This window comes from Micromonospora taraxaci (assembly GCF_007830095.1).
Taxonomy (GTDB): Bacteria; Actinomycetota; Actinomycetes; order Mycobacteriales; family Micromonosporaceae; genus Micromonospora; species Micromonospora taraxaci.
Genome location: NZ_VIWZ01000001.1, coordinates 599,140 through 622,724, shown reverse-complemented (window position 1 = coordinate 622,724; position 23,585 = coordinate 599,140). Strand labels below are relative to the sequence as shown.

At 72.1% G+C, this 23,585-nt stretch carries 22 protein-coding genes; 13 read left to right on the top strand and 9 right to left on the bottom strand.

Translation table 11 applies throughout. The features are described 5' to 3' along the window. Nucleotides 1-10 precede the first annotated feature (10 nt). The 3 genes from mycP to FHU34_RS02965 are packed head-to-tail and all read left to right on the top strand — an operon-like array spanning nt 11 to nt 2,940. Entirely contained in the window at nt 11-1,351 is a 1,341-nt protein-coding gene (gene mycP, locus FHU34_RS02975) for a type VII secretion-associated serine protease mycosin (protein ID WP_145778580.1), read from the top strand. A 52-nt stretch (nt 1,352-1,403) separates the two neighbouring features. Further along, nucleotides 1,404-2,195 (top strand): phosphatase PAP2 family protein, encoded by a 792-nt coding sequence (locus FHU34_RS02970; protein WP_145778579.1) that lies wholly within the window; start codon nt 1,404-1,406, stop codon nt 2,193-2,195. Nucleotides 2,196-2,232: 37 nt separating this feature from the next. Beyond that, nucleotides 2,233-2,940 (top strand): phosphatase PAP2 family protein, encoded by a 708-nt coding sequence (locus FHU34_RS02965; protein ID WP_145778578.1) that lies wholly within the window; start codon nt 2,233-2,235, stop codon nt 2,938-2,940. Nucleotides 2,941-2,952: 12 nt separating this feature from the next. Here FHU34_RS02965 and FHU34_RS02960 read toward each other — a convergent pair whose 3' ends face one another. From FHU34_RS02960 to FHU34_RS02935, 6 genes are all read right to left on the bottom strand, one after another. After that, nucleotides 2,953-4,131: a MarP family serine protease gene (locus tag FHU34_RS02960; protein ID WP_145778577.1), complete on the bottom strand. Its 1,179-nt coding sequence runs from the start codon at nt 4,129-4,131 to the stop codon at nt 2,953-2,955. Between the two features lie 63 nt (nt 4,132-4,194). Next, complete coding sequence (locus FHU34_RS02955) at nt 4,195-4,887, bottom strand: NUDIX hydrolase (RefSeq protein WP_145778576.1); 693 nt, start codon at nt 4,885-4,887, stop codon at nt 4,195-4,197. After that, on the bottom strand, nt 4,884-5,525 hold the full coding sequence (locus FHU34_RS02950) for a TlpA family protein disulfide reductase (RefSeq protein WP_145778575.1): 642 nt from the start codon (nt 5,523-5,525) through the stop codon (nt 4,884-4,886). Before FHU34_RS02950 ends, FHU34_RS02955 begins: the two co-directional genes overlap by 4 nt. Beyond that, nucleotides 5,522-6,310 (bottom strand): endonuclease III, encoded by a 789-nt coding sequence (gene nth, locus FHU34_RS02945; RefSeq protein WP_145778574.1) that lies wholly within the window; start codon nt 6,308-6,310, stop codon nt 5,522-5,524. The genes FHU34_RS02950 and nth overlap by 4 nt, the downstream gene beginning before the upstream one ends. Before the next feature lie 40 nt (nt 6,311-6,350). Further along, nucleotides 6,351-7,520, bottom strand: a complete 1,170-nt coding sequence (locus tag FHU34_RS02940; RefSeq protein ID WP_145778573.1) for a CapA family protein — start codon at nt 7,518-7,520, stop codon at nt 6,351-6,353. A gap of 56 nt (nt 7,521-7,576) precedes the next feature. Beyond that, nucleotides 7,577-8,239, bottom strand: a complete 663-nt coding sequence (locus FHU34_RS02935; RefSeq protein WP_145778572.1) for an adenosylcobinamide amidohydrolase — start codon at nt 8,237-8,239, stop codon at nt 7,577-7,579. Between the two features lie 143 nt (nt 8,240-8,382). Here FHU34_RS02935 and FHU34_RS02930 point away from each other — a divergent pair, with 143 nt between their 5' ends. The 9 genes from FHU34_RS02930 (at nt 8,383) to FHU34_RS02890 (ending at nt 19,415) form a co-directional block, all read left to right on the top strand. Then, nucleotides 8,383-9,060, top strand: a complete 678-nt coding sequence (locus FHU34_RS02930) for a Crp/Fnr family transcriptional regulator (protein ID WP_007466162.1) — start codon at nt 8,383-8,385, stop codon at nt 9,058-9,060. 108 nt (nt 9,061-9,168) lie between these two features. After that, complete coding sequence (locus tag FHU34_RS02925; RefSeq protein ID WP_145778571.1) at nt 9,169-9,912, top strand: metallophosphoesterase family protein; 744 nt, start codon at nt 9,169-9,171, stop codon at nt 9,910-9,912. 334 nt (nt 9,913-10,246) lie between these two features. After that, nucleotides 10,247-10,852 (top strand): TetR/AcrR family transcriptional regulator, encoded by a 606-nt coding sequence (locus FHU34_RS02920; RefSeq protein WP_145778570.1) that lies wholly within the window; start codon nt 10,247-10,249, stop codon nt 10,850-10,852. Between the two features lie 37 nt (nt 10,853-10,889). Next, a complete protein-coding gene (locus FHU34_RS02915) occupies nt 10,890-11,687 on the top strand; it encodes a TIGR03084 family metal-binding protein (protein WP_145778569.1) in 798 nt (265 codons plus the stop codon). Continuing rightward, nucleotides 11,684-13,378 carry an acyclic terpene utilization AtuA family protein gene (locus FHU34_RS02910; RefSeq protein WP_145778568.1) on the top strand — a complete coding sequence of 565 codons (1,695 nt, stop codon included), beginning with the start codon at nt 11,684-11,686 and terminating at the stop codon, nt 13,376-13,378. The genes FHU34_RS02915 and FHU34_RS02910 overlap by 4 nt, the downstream gene beginning before the upstream one ends. After that, nucleotides 13,375-14,571 carry an acyl-CoA dehydrogenase family protein gene (locus tag FHU34_RS02905; RefSeq protein ID WP_145778567.1) on the top strand — a complete coding sequence of 399 codons (1,197 nt, stop codon included), beginning with the start codon at nt 13,375-13,377 and terminating at the stop codon, nt 14,569-14,571. Before FHU34_RS02910 ends, FHU34_RS02905 begins: the two co-directional genes overlap by 4 nt. A 55-nt stretch (nt 14,572-14,626) precedes the next feature. Then, nucleotides 14,627-16,228 (top strand): acyl-CoA carboxylase subunit beta, encoded by a 1,602-nt coding sequence (locus tag FHU34_RS02900; protein WP_145778566.1) that lies wholly within the window; start codon nt 14,627-14,629, stop codon nt 16,226-16,228. Nucleotides 16,229-16,239: 11 nt separating this feature from the next. After that, a complete protein-coding gene (locus FHU34_RS02895; RefSeq protein ID WP_145778565.1) occupies nt 16,240-18,228 on the top strand; it encodes an ATP-binding protein in 1,989 nt (662 codons plus the stop codon). Next, nucleotides 18,225-19,415 (top strand): acyl-CoA dehydrogenase family protein, encoded by a 1,191-nt coding sequence (locus tag FHU34_RS02890; protein ID WP_145778564.1) that lies wholly within the window; start codon nt 18,225-18,227, stop codon nt 19,413-19,415. The genes FHU34_RS02895 and FHU34_RS02890 overlap by 4 nt, the downstream gene beginning before the upstream one ends. A 17-nt stretch (nt 19,416-19,432) precedes the next feature. Here FHU34_RS02890 and FHU34_RS02885 read toward each other — a convergent pair whose 3' ends face one another. Together FHU34_RS02885 and FHU34_RS02880 are read right to left on the bottom strand one after the other, a co-directional pair. Further along, nucleotides 19,433-20,623 (bottom strand): hypothetical protein, encoded by a 1,191-nt coding sequence (locus tag FHU34_RS02885; protein WP_145778563.1) that lies wholly within the window; start codon nt 20,621-20,623, stop codon nt 19,433-19,435. Beyond that, a complete protein-coding gene (locus FHU34_RS02880) occupies nt 20,620-21,561 on the bottom strand; it encodes a transporter substrate-binding domain-containing protein (RefSeq protein ID WP_145778562.1) in 942 nt (313 codons plus the stop codon). The genes FHU34_RS02885 and FHU34_RS02880 overlap by 4 nt, the downstream gene beginning before the upstream one ends. A gap of 168 nt (nt 21,562-21,729) precedes the next feature. On the opposite strand from FHU34_RS02880, the gene FHU34_RS02875 reads away from it, so the two are divergent. Then, the gene (locus tag FHU34_RS02875; RefSeq protein ID WP_145778561.1) at nt 21,730-22,074 is read left to right on the top strand and encodes a hypothetical protein; all 345 of its coding nucleotides are present in this window, start codon (nt 21,730-21,732) and stop codon (nt 22,072-22,074) included. On the opposite strand, the gene FHU34_RS02870 is transcribed toward FHU34_RS02875, so the two are convergent. Then, nucleotides 22,058-23,557, bottom strand: coding sequence for a serine/threonine-protein kinase (locus FHU34_RS02870; protein WP_145778560.1), 1,500 nt, complete (start codon nt 23,555-23,557; stop codon nt 22,058-22,060). The genes FHU34_RS02875 and FHU34_RS02870 overlap by 17 nt on opposite strands. Nucleotides 23,558-23,585 lie beyond the last annotated feature (28 nt).

Here is a 23,585-nt window from a genome sequence, read left to right as displayed (position 1 = left end):
GTCGGGATGAATGGCTGGGGATGTGACTGGGGTTCGGCACAGCGGTCCGTCAGCGGCCCGCCGAGCGGCCAGCCGGGCGCTGCTCGGTGTCGCCGCGGCGCTCGCTGTCGTGGCCCCGACCGCGGCGGCCGTGCCCGTCGCCACGCCCACCAACGGCGGACAGCTCGCCGGCGCGTCGATGGCCCTCGCCCCTGGCGACGCGGTCGCCCGCACCGACCAGGTTCGCGACGAACAGTGGCAGCTCGACGAGTTGCGCGCCGAGACGGCCTGGCGCAGCTCGACCGGTCGAGGCGTGACCGTCGCCGTGGTGGACTCCGGAGTGGACGGCAACCATCCCGACCTGGTCGGCCAGGTGCTGCCCGGCAAGGATCTGGTCGGCCCCGGGGGCGGGGCGGGCCCGGATCCGGTGGGGCACGGCACGACCGTCGCCGGTCTGATCGCCGGGCGCAAGGACGACAAACGGGGCGTCGTCGGCCTGGCGCCGGACGCCCGGATCCTGCCGGTCCGGGTGCTCGACGAGCAGAACCGCTACGACGACGCGTTGATCGTCGCCCAGGGGGTCCGCTGGGCCGTCGACAACGGCGCCCGCGTGATCAACCTGTCCCTGGGTGGCAGCGGCGACAGCCCAGCCCTGGCCGCGGCTCTGGACTACGCGTTCGTCCGGGACGTGGTCGTCATCGCCTGCACCGGCAACCTGGCGACGTCCACCAGCACCAAGGTCTGGTACCCGGCCCGTGAGCCGGGAGTGGTCGCGGTCGCCGGCCTCGAACGCGGTAGCGACAACCTGTGGTCCGGGTCGATCACCGGGCGGGCGACGGTGCTCACCGCTCCCGCCAGCGGGCTGGTCGGCGCGAAGTCCCCCGACGGGTACTGGCGGGTGCAGGGCACGAGCTTCGCCGCGCCACTGGTGACGGCCACCGCCGCGCTGGTCCGGTCCCGCTATCCGCAGATGCCCGCCGGTGAGGTGGTCAACCGGTTGCTGGCCACCGCCCGGGACATCGGCCCGACCGGGCGGGACGACCGCTTCGGGTACGGGGTGGTGGACCCGGTGGCCGCGCTGACCGCCGACGTGCCGCCGGTGACCGTCAACCCGCTCGACGACCAGACGTCGCCGGGTGTGACTGGTTTCGGCCCGGCGCCCGGCTCGGCCGACGACGAACCGGTGGCCGGCGCCGGCAGCGACCCGCTCGGGCTCACCGCACCCCACCAGCAGACCCGGTGGACGGCCCGTGCTGCCGGCGGCCAGGACCCGTCCGCTCCGGAACAACTGTGGATCGGTCTCGTGCTGGTCGTCGCCCTGGTCGGCAGCGCAGCGCTGATGATCCGCCGGTTCCGGCACCGAGCCCGCTGACCGCGAACGACCGGGAGGTCTGACCGGGCGCCCGGTCGGGTAGAACCGACGAATGAGTACGCAGCAGCCGCCCACCCTCGCCTCCGTCCAGCAGTCGTCCTGGCGGCACCGCCGACTCGACCCCGACCATTCACTGGGGCTGCGGCTGACCCTCGCCGCGGCGGCCGCGTTCCTGGTACTGGTGCCCTTCGCGCTGCTCACGCTGCTGGTGCTCGGTGCGTGGGCGCCGCTGCACCGGCTGGACACGGCGGTCACCGACGCCCTGCACGGCTACGCGCAGGACCACAGGGGGTGGGTCGTGCTGATGCGGATCTGGACCGAGGTGTTCGCGCCGATGCCGCTGCGTGCCGTGGCCCTGCTCCTGGTGGTCTGGTTGCTGCGCCGGGGGGCTCGCCGGCTGGCTCTCTGGGCGGCCACCACCATGGTCGTCGGTGGCCTGGTCGGTCCGCTGCTCAAACTGCTCGTCGGCCGCGACCGGCCGGAGTTGCTGGACCCGGTGGCACGGGCCGCCGGCTACTCCTTCCCCTCGGGGCACGCGCTGAACGCGACACTGGCCGCCGGGGTGCTGCTACTGGTGCTCCTGCCGTACGTCGGGCGCGGGGCGGCGCGGGTCGTGCTCTGGGTCGCCGCGGTGCTGCTCACCGTGCTCACCGGGCTGAGCAGGGTGGCGCTCGGCGTGCACTTCACCAGCGATGTGCTGGGCGGCTGGCTGCTCGGAGTGGCGGTGGTCGCGGCGACCACCGCCGCGTTCACCAGTTGGCGGGCGCACAACGGTCTCCGGCCGGTCCGGCCCACCCGCGACGGTGTCGCCCCCGAGGTCGAGCGGCAGCCCGGAGCGGCCTGAGGCATGCCGCCGACGTCGGGCGGGTACTGGCCGACCCATGTCCGACACCGTGGTCCTGATCGTCCGGCGGGTGCTGCTGCCGGTGTCCCTCCTGTTCGGTCTCATGGTGCTGCTCGGGATGCTGGTCACCCGGGTGTTCGCCCGGACCTGGCCGTTCACCGTCGAGGACGCGGTGAACCGGGAGTTGGCCGCCGACCGTACCGGCGGCTGGAACGACGTCTCGCTGGTGTTCAGCACGCTGGCCAGCACCCAGATGATCGTCGTGGTCACCGTGCTGGTGGCGTTGGCGCTGCGGCTCTGGCTGAAGCGCTGGCGGGAGCCGCTGTTCCTGTGTGCGGCGGTGACGGCCCAGGCCCTCGTGTTCCTGCTGACCACCCTGGCGATCGACCGACAGCGGCCGGCCGTGGAGCACATGGACGTCTCGCCACCCACGTCGAGCTTCCCGTCCGGGCACACCTCCGCGGCGGTGGCGCTCTACGTCGGCATCGCCGTGTTGATGGCCCTGCGGGCGCATAGCACCGGGGCGAAGGTCGCCTGGTGGACGCTGCTGCTGATGGTGCCGCTGGGGGTTGCGCTGACCCGGATGTACCGGGGAATGCACCACCCCAGCGACGTGGTGGCGTCCTTCCTCAACGGCGGCACCTGCGTGGCGATCATGGCTCGTGCGGTGCTGGACCGAGGGCTGCGGTGGGGCCGGGCGACGCTGCCGACCGGGCGTCGACCGGTGGTGTCGGCCGGGAGTTGATCCGCGCGGCGCTCAGGTGCACTCGCCGGTGGCCACCTGCCGGTTTCGTTCGGCGCCGGCCAACGCCACCGGGCGAGCCTCGGCCGCGGTCACCGCGAATCCGGTGTTCGGGTCGTCGGCCGCCGCCGCGAAGATCACGCCGAGCACGAGGCCGTTGGCGGACAGCAGCGGACCGCCGGAGTTGCCACTGCGCACCAGCGCCCGGATGGTGTAGATCTCCCGCGTGACGTCACCGGAGGAGTAGATGTCCGGCCCCTTGATCTTGTCGACGTCGCGGATCCGCGCCGACTGTGCGTTGTAGGGGCCGTCCAGCGGAAAGCCCAACACGATCGCGTCCGAGCCGCTGCCGGCGTTGCCGGCGGCGAACCGCATGGACGGGCCGGGCAGCCCGGGCACCAGCAGCACGGCCAGGTCCCGGTCCGGGTCGTAGACCACCACCTTGCCGTCGTACCGCTCGCCGCCCAACTCCACGGCGACCGAGCGGGTGCCGGCCACGACGTGCGCGTTCGTCATCACCCGGTCGTCGGCGTACACGAAGCCGGAGCCCTCGATGCGACGCGAGCAGCCCGGCGCGGAACCGAGCACCTTCACGACCGACCGCTGACCGTTGACCACCACCTGCGAGCCGGCCAGCGCCGGGTCGGGCGGGTCGACCTGGCGGGCCCGGGTGGGCGCGAGGTCACCGAAGACGTCCGGGAAGCCGTCCGTGTCGACGGTGTCCTCCAACGCGGTGGACAACCGGTGGGCCTGGTCCGGCACGACCTGGTTGACCACCGAGATCAACGCGCTGTTACGCACCGACGCGGCGAGCCAGGGCACCGAGGACGAGCCGAGCGGCACCGCTACCAGCCAGGCGAGCAGCAGCACCGCGAGCAGCGACACCAGCGCGCCACCCACGTCGTCGACCCGTTTGCCCACGTCGCTGGTGATCGTCTTGCGCAGGTGTGAGCCCAGCCAGCCGGCGAGCGCCTGCCCGACCACGGCCAGCCCGAAGATCGCCACGAGCGAGATCAGCACACGGGTGCCGGCGTCCACGAACTGTCTGGCGAACAGCGGCCCGAGTTGGAGACCCAGCAGCAGACCGAGGAAGAAGCCGGACAGCGAGGTGATGCCGATGACGAAACCCTGGCGGTATCCGCTGATCGCGAACACGAGCATGAGCAGCAGCAGGACGAGATCCACGACGGACACGGGTCAAGCGTACGGGCAGTGCGCCCGCCAGATGACCATCGCTTGCCGAAGGTGACCGTGCGGTCAGCGTAGGGCTGTCTCGTCAGCATCGTCGGTGCCCGCCGACGGTGCCGGGGTAGCCCCGCTCGGCGGCAGCTCGACCACCCGGTCCCGCGGCCACGGACGGGCCCAGCCGCCCATCTCCAACAGGGTGGCCAGCACCCCGGCGGTGAAGCCCCAGACGAGCATCCCGCGTGCCGAGAACGCCGGACCGATCCAGCCGCTGGGGTGGCGGACCCGCAGCCGGTTGGCCGGGTCGACCAGCTCGCTGACCGGCAGGCGGGCGACGTGGGCGACCTCGGCCGGCTCGCAGGGGTACACCGGGTGCGGGTCGTGCCACCAGGCCAGCACCGGCGTGACCACGAAGTCACTGACCGGGATCCACAGTTTCGGCAGCTCGGCGAGCACTGTCACGCTGGCCGGGTCGAGGCCGACCTCCTCGTTCGCCTCGCGCAGCGCGGTGGCGCGGACGTCGGCGTCCTCGGGGTCGGCCGCACCTCCCGGGAAGGCCGGCTGGCCGGCGTGGGTACGCAGGGTGGCGGCCCGTTGCAGGACCAGCACGTCGGGGCCGGTGTCGGGCTGCTCGCCGAGCAGCACCAGCACAGCGCTCTCCCGGCCACCTTCGGCAGGGGTGGTCAACCGGGTGAAGTCCTCGGCGCGGGCGGTGCCCAGCCGGGTCAGCAGCGGGTCGATCCATTCGGGTGGTCGACGGGTCACGCGGGCACCGTCAGGCCGAGGTGCTGGCGGACCAGCTTGGCGAGTTGGGCGTCGTCGAGCGCGCCGCTGGCGTCGATGTGCCGGATCCGACCGTCGGCGTCGACGAAGAGGGTCAGGGGGATGGCGTTGCGCTTCAGCTCGCGTTGCAGCGCCTCGCCCTGGTCCACCAGGATCGGGAACCGGACGCCGAAGTCCTCACCGATGGACTGGGCGCCGCTGCGGCTGTCCCGGCTGTTGACCCCGACCACCTGGAGCTGACCGGTGGTCCGCTGACTCAGTCGTTGGAAGGCGGGCAACTCCTTCCGGCACGGTGGGCACCAGGACGCCCAGACGTTGATCACTGCCGGCCCGGCGACGGACCGGAGCGCGACCGGCGCCCCGCCGGTGAAGCAGGACAGCGTCAGCTCCGGCAGCGCCTGACCACCAGCGGCGGGGGCGGTCGTGCCGGGGGTCTTCGTGCCGGAACCCGGCGTGGTGGCGGCCGTGGGCGCCGTGCCCAGCGTGGCGCAGTCCCGAAACGGCGACGGTCGTTCGGCGGCGGCCGGTCGGGGAGCCGGCTCGTCGCTGGCCTTGTCCGCGGTGCAGCCGGCGACGGCCAGGAGCAGCGGCAGGACGAGCAGCGCGAGGCGGCGGTTCACGGCACCTCCGCGGCGACCGCCTGGGCGGGCACCAGATCCGGGTCGACTCCGGCGGCCACCGCGAGGTCGCGTGCCCGGGGGCCCTTGAGCAGCTTCGCGGCGGCTGCCGGCTCGGTCGGCCCGGTGCCGTACGAGGGGCAGAGCTTCGCGAGGGTGCACGCCCCGCAGGCCGGCTTGCGGGCGTGGCAGACCCGGCGCCCGTGGAAGATGATCCGGTGCGACAGCATGGTCCAGTCGCGCTTGGGGTAGAGCGCACCGACCGCGTGCTCGATCTTCACCGGGTCGGTCTCGGTGGTCAGCCGCCACCTGTGGACCAGCCGCTGGAAGTGCGTGTCGACGGTGATGCCCGGGACGTCGAAGGCGTTGCCGAGGATCACGTTGGCGGTCTTGCGGCCGATGCCGGGCAGCGTCACCAGGTCGACGAGGCGGCCGGGGATCTGCCCGTCGTACCGCTCGACGAGGGCCTGCCCGAGCTTGAGCAGCGAGTCGGTCTTGTTGCGGTAGAAGCCGGTGGGCCGGATCAGCTCCTCCATCTCGCCCCGGTCGGCCCCGGCGTACGCGGCGGCGCTCGGGTAGCGGGCGAAGAGCTTGGGGGTGACCTCGTTGACCTTCTTGTCCGTGCACTGCGCGGAGAGGATGGTGGCGACGGCCAACTCCAGAGCGTTGGAGTGGTCCAGCTCACAATGGGCGTCGGGGTGCGTCTCGGTCAGCACCCGGCCGATCTTGCGGGCGCGGCGTGTGCGCCCGAGGTCGGTCTCGCTGGCGGCGGGAGGACTACTGGTCACGACGGTCAGCCTACGTCGGACCCCGGACGTTCCCGACGGGTCAACCGGCGGTCGGCGGCGAGATCTTGCCCTGTCCGTCGAGCCGGGCACCACCCTTCGGGAAGTCGGTACTGCTCAACTCGGTGACCAGACCGAGGCCCCGCTTGTTCGGGTCCATCGTCGGCTTGCCGGCGTCGTTCATGTACGTCGAGGTGAACGAGCCGCCGGCCCAGCTGCCGTCCGGCTTGAGCGACACCTTCAGCACGCCGCCCCAGCCGAGACGCCCGTCGTTGTTCAGGGAGTTGCCGCCGCCGGCGAAGTTGCCCAGGCTGTACGCGATCAGGCGCCCCTGGTAGAACTCCATCCCGCGCAGCACGTGCGGCCCGTGTCCGACGATCAGATCGGCACCGGCGTCGATCATGGCGTGGGAGAACTTGACCGGGTCGCCCCGGTTCTCGCCAAGGAACATCTCGGTGCCCGGCTTCACCCGGGTCTTCTCCGCTCCCTCGCCGCCCATGTGCACCTGCACCACGACCAGGTCGGCCATGGTGGCGGCCTTGGCGACCACCGTCTTCGCCTTGGCGATGTCGACAAGGCTGTTCGACCAGACGTACGACGAGAAGCCGGCAACGGCGACCTTCACCCCCTTGACGTCGACAATTGTGATCTGGTCCGGCGCGCCGGTGTGCTTCAGGTCGTACTTCTCCAACGCCTTCTGGGTGTTCTCGTAGCCCTTCGGCCCGTAGTCGTACCCGTGGTTGTTGGCCTGGTTGAGCACGTCGAACCCGGCGTCGCGCAGGTGTGCCGCGTACTCCGGCGGGGCACGGAACTGGAAGCAGCGGGTGGAGTTGGCCCCGCACTTGCCGGTGCCGGTGTCCACCGTCAACGGCTCTTCCAGGTTGCCCATCACCAGGTCTGCCTTCAGCGCCTCGGTGACCGAGGTGAAGAAGCCCTTCCCGCCGCCGGCGGGCAGCCGGCTCGGCGCGTTGCCCATGATGATGTCGCCGGTGGCGGAGAGCGAGATCGCGCCGGAGGCTGCGGGCGCGGTGGCGCCCGGTTCGGCAGTGGCCACCGGTGCGCCGGTGCCACCGCCGCCGGCACCGGGCTGCCAGACGGGAGCCTCGCCACCCGCATCGGAGCAGCTGGCGACGAGCAGGGCGGCCAGCAGTGCGGCGAGGCCTAGGGCGACACGGCGACGCGGGCGGGACGCGAGGGGGGCGGGAGCATACATCGCCCGCGACCATACCGGGCCGTAAACGCGCCGACGACAGCCGATCGGTCGAATCTTCAGTCGTTGACCTGCTCTGACCAGGGCACGACCGTCTGGGAGCCCCCGGCGAGCACCGCCGCGTGCACCGCTCGGGCCAGCGGGGCGCCCCAACTGGAGCGCGGCCCCCCGTACGCGGCCTCCGGCCCGTCGACCGGGCACAGCACGGTGACCGCGTCGGTCGGGGTGCCGGTCCCGGGTAGCCCGAGTTCGCTGATCGCCTGGGTCTTCGCCTCGGTCGCCGTGGCCACCGCGTTGACGAGTGCCGAGTCGGCGAGCCGGGCCGGCACGTACACCACGATGTTGACAGTGCCGACCCGTTGGACGAGCCCGGCCGGCGTCGGCGCGGCCGCGAGCACCGGCGTGCCGAGCCCGACCGTCGCCCAGACCCGCACCCCGGTGTCGGTCCGGGCCACCACCTCGCCGACGTGCACCCCGGTCAGCAGGCCGACCCCGGGCCCGTCGAGGGCCAGGTCGACGGCGAGCGCCGCCAGGTGCGCGGCGGGGTCATCACTGTCGTACGACATGGGCACGGTCGCGTTCAGCACCCACCGCCGGACCCCGATGCCACCGCCCAGCGGGCCGCTGCTGACGGTCCGCAGGGGCGCGGTCGCGCGCCAGAAGAGCAGTGGAATGTCCCGCCCGTCCTCGGCACGGCTGGTCAGAGTCGGCTCGCTCAGCACGTCGGGCAGGTTACGCCCACCGATCAAGATTCCAGGGGCGACCTCTGATTCATGCTCATGTGCGCCTAGACTTGGCGGCGCGCGAGGGGATCAGCGGACGGCGACCCCGGCCGACGGACGGCCCGCGTAACCGGAGGTGCGCGATGGACGAGGTACTGGCCCGCAGCGGGATCTTCCAGGGTGTCGACCCGGAAGCTGCCGAGGCGCTTGCCAAGGAGATGGAGACGATCGAGGTCCGCAAGGGCGAGATCGTCTTCAATGAGGGCGAGCCCGGCGACAGCCTCTATATCCTGCTGTCTGGGAAGATCAAGGTTGGTCGCCGCGCAGCGGACGGCCGACAGAACCTGATCGCGGTGATGGGGCCGTCGGACATGGTGGGTGAGCTGTCGCTCTTCGACCCTGGTCCGCGTACGGCGACCGCTACCGCGGTGACCGACACCCGGTTGGTGCGACTGCGCAAGCAGGCGCTGCGACCGTGGTTGAACAACCGCCCGGAGATCGCCGAGCAGTTGCTCCGGGTGCTCGCCCGGAGGCTGCGTCGGACGAACGACTCGCTCGCCGACCTGATCTTCACGGACGTGCCGGGTCGGGTCGCCAAGAACCTGCTCCAGATGGCTGGGCGGTTCGGTACCCGCGACGGCGGCGTCCTGCGGGTGACCCACGACCTCACCCAGGAGGAGATCGCCCAGCTCGTCGGCGCCTCCCGGGAGACGGTCAACAAGGCGCTGGCCGACTTCGCCTCGCGCGGCTGGCTTCGGCTGGACGGCAAGAGCATCATCATCCTGGACCCGGAGCGCCTGGCCCGCCGCGCCCGCGTCTGAGCCGCACGTCAGGTCCCCGCCTCCCGTCATCGACGGTGGGCGGGGACGTTTCGTCTGCCGGGCGCAGAAAGACTGGTTCGGCGCGGCCGAAGCGGTGAGGGTGGGGCCATGGTGAACAGAGTTGCCGTGCTCTCCGACATCCATGGCGTACTTCCCGCGTTGGAGGCCGTGCTGGCCGAGCCGGACGTCGCCGCCGCCGACCTGATCGTGCTGACCGGCGACATCGCGGCCGGTCCGCAGCCGGTCGAGGTGCTGGACGTGCTCGCCGACCTGGGTGACCGGGTCTGCTGGGTGGGCGGCAACGCCGACCGCGAACTGGTCGAGGCACGAGCCGGGAAGGCCGCGTCGATCGAGGTGTCGAACTGGGCCGCCGGGCAGCTCCGCGACGACCAGGTGGCTCGTCTCGTGACCCTGCCGGCGACGGCGACGTTCGCGATCGACGGGCTCGGGCCGACACTGTTCTGTCACGCCACTCCTCGGGACGACGAGGAGGTGGTGCTCGTCGACTCCCGGATGCCGCGCTGGGCCGAGGTGTTCGCCGGCCTCCCGGCCGAGGTCACGACTGTGGTCTGCGGCCACACGCACATGCCCTTCACCCGACTGGTGGACCGACGCCTCGTGGTCAACCCCGGGAGCATCGGCATGCCGTACGGGGGCGCGGGCGCGTGGTGGGCACTGCTCGGGCCGGGCGTCCAGCTCCGTCGCACCGCCTTCGACGTGGACGTGGCGTGCGCCCGGGTGGCTGCGGAGTCGACCTTCCCCGACGCGGCGGCCTGGGCCGACGAGTACCTGCGCTCCCAGCACAGCGACGCCGACGCACTGGCCGTCTTCGGCCCCCGGGACGGCCGCTGACGCTCCGGCTGCCGTCGGTGCTTGAGACGCCGGCTCAGCGGTTGGTGGCAACCTGAGGCAACGCGCCTATGGAGCTGAATCGTTTGCGACATCAGCGCAAGCGACCGGCAAATGCGACCGCCGAATGCGACCAACCGGCCCAACCGACCGGCTCGCCAGCAATTCGGCTGGTGGCTGACTCGTCTGCGTTATCAGCTCCATAGCGAGCCAACACACCGCGACCCACCCGCCTTGAGCCCCACTGCCGCACCCACCGCCAGCTTGACTGATCGGCAGCAGGACTAGAAAAAAAATCAGGCTTGACTGTTTGTTTCGTTGGCAGCAGGCTGTTCGCGTGCCTTCCACACCGACGCGAGTCCCGCAGCAGGAACGCAGCCGCGCCACCCAGGCCCGGCTGCTGGAGGCGACCGTCGACTGCCTGATCGAGCACGGCTGGTCCGGCACCACGACCACTGTCGTCGCCGCCCGGGCCGGTGTCTCGCGGGGGGCCCAGCTGCACCACTACCCGACGAAGGCAGCGCTGGTGACGGCCGCCGTGGCCCACCTCGCCGAGCGGCGGGCCGCCGAGTTGCGCACCGAGGCCGAGGCCTTGCCGGCCGGGCCGCAGCGCCTCGACCGGGTGATCGACCTGCTCGGCGTGGCGTTCACCGGGCCGCTGTTCGTGGCAGCTCTCGAACTCTGGGTCGCCGCCCGCACCGACCGGGAGCTCCGGGACGCCCTGGTGCCGCTGGAGGCGACAGTCGGCCGGGAGATGCACCGACTGACAGTTGCCCTGCTCGGCGTCGACGAGCGTCGACCCGGCGTCCGCGAAGCGGTGCAGGCCACCCTCGACCTGCTCCGCGGGCTCGGGGTGGCCAACCTGCTCAACGACGACTCCGCCCGTCGTACCGCCCTGTTGGCCACCTGGAAGCGCCAGCTCGCCACCCTGCTCACGCCCTGACCGCCGGCCGCACCGGCCACCACCGACCGGAGGCACCATGGTCGACCTCACCGACCTGCTCGCGGATCTGGCCGCCGAGTCCGCCCAACTGGACGCCCTGGTGGCGCCGCTGCCGGCCGCCGACTGGGCCCGGCCCACCCCGGCACCCGGCTGGAGCATCGGGCACCAGATCGCGCACCTCGCCTGGACCGACCACGTGGCGCTGCTGGCCGCCACCGACGCCGAGGCGTTCTACGCAACGGTGACCAGCGCGCCGGACGCGACCCGGCTCGTCGACGCGGGCGCTGAGGAATTCCTCGCCCCGCCGCAGGAACTGCTCCACCGCTGGCGGACCGGCCGGTCGGCGCTGGCCGACGCACTGGGTGCCGTCCCGGCCGGAGAGAAGCTCCCCTGGTACGGCACCCGGATGTCGGCCACCTCGATGGCCACCGCCCGGATCATGGAGACCTGGGCACACGGTCAGGACGTGGCCGACACACTCGGCGTCGTCCGCCCCGACAGCGAGCGGTTGCGGCACGTCGCGCACCTCGGTGTGCGTACCCTCGGGCACGGCTTCGCCGCCCACGGCCGGACGGCACCGACGACGCCGGTCCGGGTCGAGCTGGTCGGGCCCGGCGACGACACGTGGAGTTGGGGGCCGGCGGACGCCGCCGACCGGCTGACCGGCCCGGCTCGAGACTTCTGCCTGCTGGTCACCCAGCGCCGACACCGCGCGGACCTCGCCCTGGTCGCCACCGGCCCGGTCGCCGACGAGTGGCTCGACGTGGCGCAGGCGTTCGCCGGGCCGCCGGGCGTCGGCCGTGAGCCGGCCGGCGGAGACGGGGTACGAGCGTGATCCGCATCGGTAACGCCTCCGGCTTCTACGGGGACCGGTTCACCGCGTGGCGGGAGATGCTCGACGGCGGTGAGTTGGATGTGCTGACCGGTGACTACCTGGCCGAGTTGACCATGCTGATCCTCGCCCGGGACCGGCTGCGCGACCCCGACCTGGGCTACGCGAAGACATTCCTGCGTCAACTGGAGACCTGCCTCGGCACCGCCCTGGACCGTGGGGTGCGGATCGTGACCAACGCCGGCGGGTTGAACCCGGCCGGCCTGGCCGCCGCCATCGAGTCCCTCACGATCCGGCTGGGCCTGGCCGCGAAGGTGGGGTACGTCGAGGGCGACACGATCCAACGGCCGGACGCGTTGAGCGCCAACGCCTATCTGGGCGCGTTCGGGATCGCCGCGTGCCTCGACGGCGGCGCGGACGTGGTGGTCACCGGCCGGGTCACCGACGCGTCGCTGGTGGTCGGCCCGGCCATCGCCCGATACAAGTGGAGTCGCGACGACCTCGACCAGCTGGCCGGGGCGACCGTCGCGGGCCACCTCGTCGAATGCGGCGCGCAGGTCACCGGAGGCAACTTCAGCTTCTTCACCGAGCTGCCCGACGGCGGGCACCGGCCCGGTTTCCCGATCGCCGAGGTGCACGCCGACGGCTCGACGGTGCTCACCAAACATCCCGGCACCGGTGGCGCGGTCACCGTGGAGACGGTCACCGCACAACTGCTGTACGAGATCGGCGGGCCGGCGTACCTGGGGCCGGACGTGGTCACCCGACTGGACACGGTGGCGCTGAGCCCGGACGGTCCTGACCGGGTCCGGGTGTCCGGCGTCCGGGGCACCCCGCCGCCGGCCACGCTGAAGGTGGGCGTCAACAACCTCGGCGGCTTCCGCAACTCGATGACGTTCGTCCTCTGCGGACTGGACGTCGAGGCGAAGGCGGCGCTGGTGCGCGGGCAGGTCGAGGAGGCGGTCGGCACGGACGGGCTGGAGTTCACGCTGGCCCGGACCGACCACCCGGACGCCGCCGACACCGAGGCGGCCAGCGCGCTGCTGCACGTACACCTGCGGCACGGCGACAAGGCACGGGCCGGGCGGGCGTTCTCGGCCGCCGCGGTGGAGCTGGCGCTGGCCTCGTACCCGGGCTGCACGCTGACCACACTGCCCGGCGACGCGACACCGTACGGTGTCTTCACCGCTGACGAGGTGCCGCAGGACGCCGTGGCTCACGTCGCGGTGCTGCCCGGCGGTGAGCGGGTGTCGATCGCCCCGCCGATCCGTACCGCACCCACGTCGGAGGACGAGACGACAGCTGGCGGGGGCGCGACGGCCGACGGCCCGACCCGCCGTGGCGCGCTCGGCGAGCTGGTCGGCGCGCGATCCGGGGACAAGGGCGGGGATGCCAACCTGGGCGTCTGGGCGCGCCACGACGCCGTGTACGAGTGGCTGCGCGACTGGTTGACAGTGGCGCGCCTGGCCGAGCTGTTGCCGGAGACCGCGCCACTGTCGGTGAGGCGTTACGAGCTACCGAACCTGCGGGCGGTCAACTTCGTCATCGAGGGTCTGCTCGGGGAGGGGGTCGCCGCGTCCACCCGGTTCGATCCGCAGGCCAAGGCGCTCGGTGAGCTGCTGCGGGCGAGGATCGTCGACCTGCCGGCCGACGTGCCGACTGGGCCGACCGCAGCGGACGGAGTGACCCGATGAGCATCGTGGACACGCCGGAGCGGCGGCAACTACGGGAGCTGACCCGGGCCTTCGTGACCCGCGAGGTGTTGCCGCACCTGGACGACTGGGAGCGGGCCGGTGAGGTGCCCCGGGCGCTGCACGCCACCGCCGCGAAGATCGGCCTTCTCGGCATCGGCTTCCCCGAGTCGGTCGGCGGCAGCGGCGGTGAACTGCTCGACTCGATCATCGTGACCGAGGAACTGATCCGCTCGGGTGGCTCGTCCGGGCTGGTGGCAGCCCTGTTCACGCACGGCATCGCGTTGCCGCACATGGTCGCGGCGGCCGGCGCCCACACCGGAGGTTCGCTGGGCGGTCGGCTCGGCGGCACCGCGTCCCCGGGTGAGGACGGCCTGATCGAGCGGTACGTCAGACCCACCCTGGCCGGCACGATGATCGGCGCCTTGGCGATCACCGAACCGGACGGCGGCTCCGACGTGGCCGGCATCCGCACCACGGCCCGCCGGGACGGCGACCACTACGTGGTGAACGGGTCGAAGACGTACATCACCAGCGGGCACCGGGCCGACTTCGTGACCACCGCCGTCTGCACCGACTTCCCGGGTAGCGGCGAGCTGACCCTGTTGGTCATCGACAAGGGGCTGCCCGGGTTCACGGTGGGGCGCCGGTTGGAGAAGCTGGGCTGGCACTGCTCGGACACCGCCGAGCTGTCGTTCGTCGACGTGCGGGTGCCGGTGACGAACCGGATCGGCGCGGAGGACACCGGCTTCCTGGCGATCATGCAGAACTTCGCCGCGGAGCGGCTGTCGCTGGCCACCCAGGCGTACGCGACAGCGCAGCGCTGCGTCGAACTGGCCGTGCGCTGGTGCCGGGACCGGGAGACCTTCGGGCGTCCGCTGGCCAGCCGGCAGTTGATCCGGCACCGGCTGGCGGAGATGCACACGCGGGCCGAGGCGGCCCGGTCGTACGTGCACGAGGTGGCCAACCGGGTCGCGGCCGGCGAGCCGGTGGTGACCGAGGTGGCGATGGCGAAGAACGTGGCGGTGGCCGCCTGCGACCACGTCGTCGACCAGGCGCTGCAACTGCACGGCGGCTTCGGCTACCTGCGCGACGCGGAGGTGGAGCGCCACTACCGCGACGCGCGGATCCTCGGCATCGGCGGCGGTACCACCGAGATCATGAACGAGATCATCGCGAAGGGCATAGGGCTGTGAGCGCGAGGAGTGAGCCGATTTTGCGAGCCCCGCAGTCGCGAACGAAGGAGGCACCGTGAGCACTCTGGACAGCGCGATCGACCCGACGGCGCCCGGGTACGCGGCGAACCGGGCTGCCCTGCTGGAGCGGCTGGCCGAGCTGGATGCCGCTCTGGACCAGGCTCGGGCGGGCGGCGGCGAGAAGTACGTGTCCCGGCACCACGCGCGCGGCAAGTTGCTGCCTCGGGAACGCATCGAGCTGTTGGTGGACGCGGACAGCCCGTTCCTGGAGTTGTCGCCGGTCGCCGCGTTCGGTACGGACTTCCCGGTCGGGGCCAGCGTGGTGACCGGGATCGGGGTGGTCGAGGGCGTGGAGTGCCTGATCGTCGCGAACGACCCGACGGTACGAGGCGGCGCGGTCAACCCGTGGTCCCTCGCCAAGACCCGGCGGGCCGGTGAGATCGCGCTGGCCAACCGGCTGCCGATGGTCAACCTGGTCGAGTCGGCCGGGGCGGACCTGCCCACCCAGGCGGAGATCTTCATCCCGGGTGGCCGGGTGTTCCGTGACCTGACCCGGCTCTCGGCGGCGGGTATCCCCACGGTCAGCGTGGTCTTCGGCAACGCCACGGCCGGTGGCGCGTACGTGCCGGGGATGTCCGACCACGTGATCATGATTCGGGACCGGTCTCAGGTCTACCTGGCCGGGCCGCCGCTGGTGAAGATGGCGACCGGTGAGGTCACCGACGACGAGTCGTTGGGTGGCGCGGAGATGCACGCCGGCACCTCCGGGCTCGCCGACTACCTGGCCGAGGACGAGCGGGACGGGATCCGGCTGGCCCGGCAGTGCGTACGCCGGCTGAACTGGCGCAAGCAGGGCCCGCCGCCGCGTTCGGCGGTGCCGCAGCCACCGAAGTACGACCCGGAGGAGCTGCTCGGCATCACCAGCGCCGATCTGAAGGTGCCGTTCGACCCGCGTGAGGTGCTGGCCCGGATCCTCGACGGCAGCGAGTTCGACGAGTTCAAGCCGGCGTACGGGGGTGCGTTGGTCACCGGCTGGGGCGAGCTGCACGGCTACCCGGTGGGCGTGCTGGCGAACGCCCGTGGGGTGCTGTTCAGCGAGGAGGCGCAGAAGGCGGCCCAGTTCATCCAGCTCGCGAACGCCGCCGACACCCCGCTGATCTTCCTGCAGAACACCACCGGCTACATGGTCGGCACCGAGTACGAGCAGCGGGGCATCATCAAGCACGGCGCGCTGATGATCAATGCGGTGTCCAACTCGACGGTGCCGCACCTGACGGTGAACCTGGGCGCCTCGTACGGGGCTGGCAACTACGGCATGTGCGGCCGCGCGTACGAGCCGAGGTTCCTGTTCACCTGGCCGAACGCGAAGTCGGCGGTGATGGGCCCGGCCCAGCTCGCCGGCGTGCTCTCCATCGTGGCCCGCCAGGCGGCGGCAGCGCGGGGGCGTGACTACGACGAGGAGTCCGACGCGGCGATGCGGATGATGGTCGAGCAGCAGATCGAGTCGCAGTCCGGCGCGTTGTTCCTGTCCGGCCGGCTCTACGACGACGGGGTGATCGACCCACGGGACACCCGGACCGTCCTCGGGCTCTGCCTCTCGGCGATCCACAGCGGACCCGTCAAGGGTGCCGACGGCTACGGCATCTTCCGGATGTGAGGGGTCAACCGATGATCGAACGTTTGCTCGTTGCCAACCGGGGTGAGATCGCGCGTCGGGTCTTCGCGACCTGCCGGGCGCTGGGCGTGGAGACGGTAGCCGTGCACTCGGACGCTGACGCGTCGGCGCCGTTCGTGCGGGAGGCCGACCAGGCGGTTCGGCTGCCCGGGAACACTCCGTCCGAGACGTACCTGCGGATCGACCTGATCCTGGACGCCGCCCGGCGCACCGGCGCGGACGCGGTCCACCCCGGTTACGGATTCCTCGCCGAGAACGCCGAGTTCGCGGCTGCGGTGACCGACGCCGGGCTGACCTGGGTCGGCCCACCCGCCAAGGTGATCGCCGCGATGGGCGACAAGCTGGCGGCGAAGGCGCTGCTCGCCGACGCCGGCGTGCCGATGCTGCCGAGCTGGACCGACGCCGACGAGGTCACCGACTTCCCGGTGCTGGTGAAGGCGTCCGCCGGTGGCGGCGGGCGTGGCATGCGGATCGTCCGGGACGCCGGGGAACTGGCCGAGGCCGTGGCGTCCGCGCGCCGCGAGGCGGCTGCGGCGTTCGGTGACGGCACTGTCTTCATCGAGCGGTACGTCGAACGCGGCCGGCACGTCGAGGTGCAGATCTTCGGCGACACCCACGGTACGGTCGCCGCTCTCGGTGTCCGGGAGTGCTCGATCCAGCGCCGGCACCAGAAGATCATCGAGGAGGCGCCCGGGGTCGTCGGGGCGGAGTTGCGGGAGCGGCTGCACGAGGCGGCGGTGGCGGCCGGGCGCGCGGTGGACTACGTGAGCGCCGGGACTGTGGAGTTCCTGCTGGCACCGACCGGGGAGTTCTTCTTCCTGGAGATGAACACCCGCCTCCAGGTGGAGCACCCGGTCACCGAGCTGACCACGCCGGTCGGGCTGGACCTCGTCCGGCTGCAACTGCTGGTGGCCGAGGGCGACCCGCTGCCCGAGCACGGCTACTACCCCGCCGCGCGTGGCTACGCGATCGAGGCGCGGCTGTGCGCCGAGGATCCGGCGCAGGGCTGGCGGCCGGCAACAGGCACGCTGCACCGCTTCGACGTGCCGGGGGTGGACCGCGAGTTCGGCTGGCTCCAACGGGCCGGCCTGCGGCTGGACTCCGGCGTCGTGGCGGGCTCCGAGGTGGGGGTGCACTACGACTCGCTGGTCGCCAAGGTGATCGCCGTGGCGCCGACCCGGTCCGAGGCGGCCCGCGCACTCGCGGGCGCGTTGGCCCGGGCCGAGGTGCACGGGGTGGCCACCAACCGCGACCTGCTGGTCCGGGTGCTCCGCAGCCCGGAGTTCGCGGCGGCCGAGATCGACACCGGTTTCCTGGACCGGCACCCCGAGGTCTTCGCCCCGCTGCTCCCCGCCGAACAGGTTCCGGTCACCGCCCTCGCCGCCGCGCTCGCCTCGGCTGCCGGCCGTCGCGCCTCGTCCCCCGTGCTCGGCGGGCTGCCGTCAGGGTGGCGCAACGTGCCGGCGGTCCCGCAGGTCACCCGCTTCGCCGGCCCCGACGGCGAGATCGAGGTCCGCTACCGGCTGGACCGTACTGGCGGCCTCGCCGAATGGTCCACCGACCCGTCGGCCGATGACGCCACAGTGGCGCTGGTCGAGGCGACCCCGGATCGGGTGGTGCTCGACGTCGACGGGGTCCGGCGCGCGTTCCGCGTACACCGGGTGCTGTCGACGGTCTTCGTGGACGGCCCGGACGGGGCGGCGAGCCTGACCGAGCTGCCGCGCCTTCCGCTGCCCACCGCGGAGGTGGCCGCCGGGTCGCTGCTCGCGCCGCTGCCCGGCGCGGTGACCCGGGTGCACGTCCAGGTCGGCCAGCGGGTCGCGGCCGGCGAACCACTGCTCACGCTGGAAGCGATGAAGTTGGAACATCCCGTGCTCGCCCCCACCGATGGTGTGGTCGCCGAGCTGCCGGTGCCGGCCGGCGGCCAGGTCCGGACGGGTGCCGTGCTGGCTGTGGTCACTACCGAGGAGGACCCCCGATGACCTTCGACCTCACCCCCGAGCAGGATCAGCTACGCGACGCCGTGCGGGCGCTCGGCCGTCGCTACGGCCACGGTTACTTCGTCGAGAAGGCGAAGGCCGGCGAACACACCACCGAACTCTGGGCCGAGGCCGGCCGGCTGGGCTACCTGGGCGTCAACATCCCCACCGAGTACGGCGGCGGGGGCGGCGGCATCACCGACCTGGCGATCGTCTGCGAGGAGTTGGCGGCGGCCGGCTGCCCGTTGCTGCTGCTGGTGGTCTCCCCCGCGATCGCGGCGACGGTGTTGACCCGCCACGGCACCGAGGAGCAGCGCAAACGGCACCTGCCCGGTCTCGCCGACGGCTCCCAGAAGATCGTGTTCGCGATCACCGAGCCGGAGGCCGGCTCCAACTTTCACCGGCTCGGTACCGTGGCCCGCCGGGACGGTGACGGTTGGCTGCTCAACGGCCGTAAGTGCTACATCTCCGGTGTCGACGAGGCGGGTCACGTCCTGGTGGTGGCCCGGGTCGCCGTCGATGACGGCCCAGCCGGCTCAGAGGACACGTCTCCGCAGAAACTCAAGCCGGCGCTCTTCCTGGTGCCTACCGACGCGGCCGGGCTGACCAGGTCCAAGCTGGACATGGAGATCGTCTCCCCGGAGAACCAGTTCCTGCTCTACCTGGACGACGTGCGGGTGCCCGCCGACGCGCTGCTCGGTGAGTCGCTGGACGCCGGACTGCCGGCGCTCTTCGCGGGGCTCAACCCGGAGCGGATCACGGTGGCGGCGATGGGTGCCGGCACCGGCCGGTACGCCATCGAGCGGGCCAGCGAGTACACCGCCACCAGGAAGGTCTGGGGTGGTCGGAGCATCGGCTCCCACCAGGGCGTTTCGCACCCGCTGGCACACGCGGCCGTGCAGGTGGAACTGGCCCGCCTCATGATCCAGAAGGCGGCCACCCTCTACGACGCGGGCCGCGACCTGGAGGCCGGGGTGTCCGGCAACATGGCCAAGTACGCGGCCGGGGAGGCCGCCGCGCTCGCCGTGGACACCGCCGTCCAGGTGCTCGGTGGGGCCGGCATGACCACCGAGTACGGGGTGGCCACGTTGCTCGGCGCGGTGCGGGCCGGACGGATCGCCCCGGTCAGCCGGGAGATGATCCTCAACTTCGTCGCCCAGCACGTCCTCGGCCAGGACAAGTCGTACTGAGCCGTCGACCAGTGCGGTCAGAGTGCGGTGCGGCAGGCGGCGTCGATGCGGTGGACCGGGCGGACCCGTCGGCCCATCCCCTCCAACAGGGAGTCCTCGACGTGGAAGTCGTGGATGCGCAACTGGTGCCGGGGCAGCTCCTCCTCGCTCGGGCAGAGCACCTGCGCGCGGACCAGGTCGACCGGGACGTACCGGACCCCGCCCTGCTCCTGAAGGATCACCATGTTGACGTCGTCGGTGGTGACCACGTGCCCGCGTACGTCCTCGGTCGGTCCGCTCTCCGGGCCCACTGTGGTGACGGTCAACGGCAACACCGGGGTGCTGATCACCGGCACCGCGGCCCAGACCAGCGTGGCCAGCACCGCCACCTCGGTCACCGACGCCAGGGGCCGGATCACCAGGCCCGGCAGGGGTCCGGCGATGAACAGGGCGAGCAGCGGAGGCACCACGAGGAGCGCCAGCACCAGCCCCTCACCGCCCTGCTTCACCGCCTCACGCAGCGTGGGCAGCATCAGCCAGCCGTACCCGGCGAGCAGCGCGACGATGATCAGCAGCCGTGGCAGCACCCGTTCGTGCAGGCGGGCGGGGCGGAGTTGGAACGCGGCCACGAAAGCCGGCAACAGCAACGGAAGGTAGAGCAGCGGCCAGGTGATCAGGGCGAGCAGGAAACTGGCCAGGACCACCCAGGCCGGGGTGATGTCGGCCCAGCGGGCGAAGAGCGGACGGCGACGCGTGCCCGGCGGCAGCTGGTCGGCGCTGACGGCCAACACCGCGCCGAGCGCGAAGACGGCGACCATTCCGGTCGAGAGCAGCCGGGCAGCCGTGGTCAGGAAGCCGGCGAGCAGGTTGACCGGCCCGACGTTCGCGACCAGCAACAGCGTGGTCTGGAGTTCCCCGCCGGCCTCCACCCCGAGGCGGAGCACCGAGAAGATCGCCGGTACGCCCACCACAGCGGTCCAGAACGACTGGCTGGCTCGGGCACGCCGCTCGGCCGGGTCCCATCGGACCCGCCCGTGCTCCACCTCGGCGACGACCGGCTCGGCGGGCTCGGCGACCGGAACTCCGGCCGGCCAGTCGATGGTGTCCACCCCACCGGCCACGGGCACCGTACCGCCGGTGGCCGGCGCGGTGGCGTCGTCACCCGGCACGGATCGGCGGGGCGGCGGGACCGGGCCGTCGCCGTCGGCGGCGGTGCTCGCCGCGCTCACTTCGCGGGTGCCTTGTCGTCGAAGTCGACGAGCTTCGGCACCTCCAGCGGTTGCGGCTGGCGCTTCTCGGCCGTCAGCCATGGACCGAGGGTCTGGTTGTACGCGGTCTGCCACGGGCTCGCCTGTTCGTCGCGGCCCTGCTGGTAGCTCTTCTGCAGGAAGAACGCGACCAGATCGCGGAGTGCCGGGTCGCCGATCGGCACGCCGATGCCCAGCAACTCGCTGGTGCCGAAGGGCAGGTCGACGATCTCGAACTCCTTCGGGTGTCGGGCCAGGAAGCCGGCGAGGATCGTCTCGTCGGAGCTGACCGCGTCGTAGCGGCCGGCACGGATGCCGTTGACGCAGTCACCCACGGTCTTCACGACCAACGCCTTGACCTGGTGACTTCCCAGCTCGGCCTCGGTGGTGGAGCCGCCGCTGGTGCAGATCTTGTAGTCCGGGTTACGGAGGTCCTCGATGGTGCTGATCTTGCCTTTCAACCGGGTCGGCACCATCACCTCCTGGGTGGTGACGAAGTACGGCCCGGCGAAGCTCACCACCTTCTTGCGCTCCTCAGTGATGGAGAAGCTGGAGACCACGAGGTCCACAGTGCCGCCCTGGAGCGCGGGGATCCGCTCCTCCGTGGCCACCGGCACGAACTCCAGCCGCTGGTCCCCCTCGTAGCCCAGGGAGGCGGCGATGTACTTGGCGATCTCGACGTCGAAACCGGCGTGCTTGCCGTTCCGCAACTCGCCCATCAACGGCTCGTTCGTGGCGACACCGATCCGCAGCTTCGACTGGCCGTAGATGTGCGTGTCGCGCATCTTTTCCTGCACCGAGGGCAGCTCGGGCTCCTGCCGACTGTCGCAGCCCGCGGCGGCGGCCAGGGCGAGGGTGAGGGCGACGGCCAGCGTCGACGCGACCGAGCGGAGCCGGGACTGCGACCTGCCTGAGTTCATGGGCGACCTCGCTGCCGGAAGAGCCTGCGGGACACCGAGAGTAGCGGCTCTCGTCCACTGAGTGTGGACGCCGAGCAGCCATGTTGGACCGCCCAGCCGATCGATGCCGATCGGCGCGCCGGTCGGCTCTGCGGTTGACAGCCGGGCTCGTCACGACATGCTGGACGGGTGAGCCAATTGCCCAGACCCGATGCGCGGACGGTGGCGGTGCTCGCGGCGCTGGGAGCCCTCGCGCCGCTGGCCATGCTGGTCATCTGGCGTCGACAGGATCTTCTCGGCGTGGTCCTGGCACTCCTCTGCGTCCTGCTGACCATGGTCGCCGGAGTCGCCGTCTCGGCCGCCCGGCAGGGCGACGCACCGGAGCCGGTGGACCGCGCGCCGGCCGTCGGGCCGCCCGAGTTCATGCCGTACGGGATCGACGCCGACACCCTCGACGCCCTCGACAGTCGGGACGCGTTGCGTGCGGTGCGTGACCGGCGACGCGGAACGAACGGGCTCAGCGGCGGCCGGTGAGGGTGGGCGCGGCGAGCGCGTCCACGCCCCGCCCGGCCAGACACCGGTACGCCCGGTCGATGCTGCCGTCGACCGGCGGTAGCACCTCCAGGTGCCAGCCGCTCGGCTCGGCGATCCCGGTCGTCAACCGGAACGTCGTGGTGCTGCACACCTGTCGCACCTGGGCGGCGGCGATCACCTCGTCATAGGCGGCACCGACCAGCGACACCGGCAGGATGCCCTCGGCGTACGTCTCCCAGGTGTGCCGGCCGGCGCAGGGCAGCCGGGCCGCCTCCGCGCGGTCGCCCCGGATCCGCACCGGGCCGAAGCACTCCAGCTCGGGCAGGCAGCGGGCGCCCTCGGGCAGGGCGGTCGGCGCACCGGAGCCGGTGGCGCAGCCGGGCAGCGGGCCGGTCGCCGGTGCGGCGACCTGGGTGACCGACGGGTTCGGGGTGGGCACCGCCGCCCGGTCGGCGACCCAGGCCCCGGCGGTGGCGGAGGCGGCGAGAGCGAGCACACCCGCGCCGCCGAGGAACCAGCGCCGCCAGCGCCGACCGCTGGGCACCGCCTGCTGGGTGTCCTCGATGGCCGGGCGCGGCATGGGCCGGCTGACCGGGTAGGCGCCGGAGAGGGTCGCGCCACCGCTGACCGGGGCACCGCTGACGGGTGCCGACGGCGGCCCGAGGGGCAGGTTGGCGAGCAGGTCGTGCAGCTCCAGGGCGGAGGGACGCTCGGCGGGTTCGTTGGCCATGCCCAGACGCAGGACATCGATCAGCTCGTCCGGCACCCCGGGCAACGAGGGCAGCGGCTGGTTGAACATCTCCAGCACGGTGACCAGGCTGGGATTGCGCTCGGACTGCCAGCGGGGCGGTCGGCCGTGCATCACCGCGTAGAGGGTGGCGCAGAGCGCGTACACGTCGACGGCCGGTGACGGCGGACTGTGGCTGAACATCTCCGGTGGCGCGTAGGCCGGGGTGAGCACCTCCAGCGTGACCGACGCGTCGCGGTGCTCGGCGAGCACTGCCAGCCCGAAGTCCGCGAGCACTGCCGAGTTGAAGTGCGAGTAGAGGATGTTGGCCGGCTTGACGTCGCGGTGCAGCACCCCGGCCGCGTGTGAGTGGGCCAACGCGTCGGCGATCTTCATGCCGAGGTCACGGGCCTCCACCGGGCCCAGCGGCGAGGTACGCATCCGTTCGGCGTACGAGCCGTCGCAGAGTTCCATGATCAGGTAGGGGTGCTGGTCGACGGTGACCCCGACGTCGAAGAGGTCGACCACGTGCGGGTGTGACGACATCCGGCCGGCAGCCCGCGCCTCGCGCAGGAAGCGGGCCTGATCCCGCTCGCTGTCCAGCGTCCGGTTCTCCACCTTGACGGCAACCTCGCGACCCACCGAGATCTGGGTGGCCTGGTAGACGGTCGCGTATCCACCCCGGGCAAAAACCCGCAAATCGGTCAGACCGGGCACGATCGGAACCGGCAAGCCGCCGCTCGGGGTGTCCGTCACCGCTCGAAAATACCCAACCCGGCCGGTG